The organism is Photobacterium sp. GB-210, from assembly GCF_003026075.1.
In the GTDB taxonomy this organism is placed as follows: Bacteria; Pseudomonadota; Gammaproteobacteria; order Enterobacterales; family Vibrionaceae; genus Photobacterium.
The window spans coordinates 1-534 of sequence record NZ_PYNU01000074.1 but is presented as its reverse complement, the minus strand read 5'-3'; the positions used below and the strand labels follow the sequence as shown (position 1 = coordinate 534).

General features: G+C 38.6%; 1 protein-coding gene. It reads left to right on the top strand.

The features are described 5' to 3' along the window. A partial coding sequence (locus tag C9J38_RS21695; protein ID WP_107208812.1) for a DUF2931 family protein occupies nucleotides 1-534 on the top strand: 534 nt, incomplete at both ends.

Genomic DNA, 534 nt, shown 5'->3' with positions numbered 1-534 from the left:
TCAGAGTCACTAAAGCATATGGTATTAACACGCAAGAAGATTGGACCTCTATTTTACACACTCATAGTCAATTTATGACGGTTAGTGACTTCAACCGTATTAAGGGCTTTTTACCTGATTATAATGGTTATGGCTTACCCCTCGCTACTACTACGATGGGCTGGTATAGACAAATTCAACCTACCAATCATTTACCCGACAAAATCGTGCTCTATTGGACATCCCTTTTTGATGCGAAGTTCTACATTACTGAATTAGATGTCACCCCAAAAATGAAAGCGCTGATGTATAAACAACAAAACCATGTTGAGGCTGATGGAATAAGGCAAACCTGCTACCAATCGATATTTGATTTTGGTTTCCTACCAAATGGGCAAGTGAAAGTATGGCTTAAGGGTTGTGGCAAATATACGTACGTTACTGAGTTGTCGCCAACTAGCATGCCTGATACTGACTATAATTCAATCACATCGAAACAATATTTCCAAGCAACAGAATATGTAAAAAAAAGAGCTAAAAAGGCTAACGCAACCT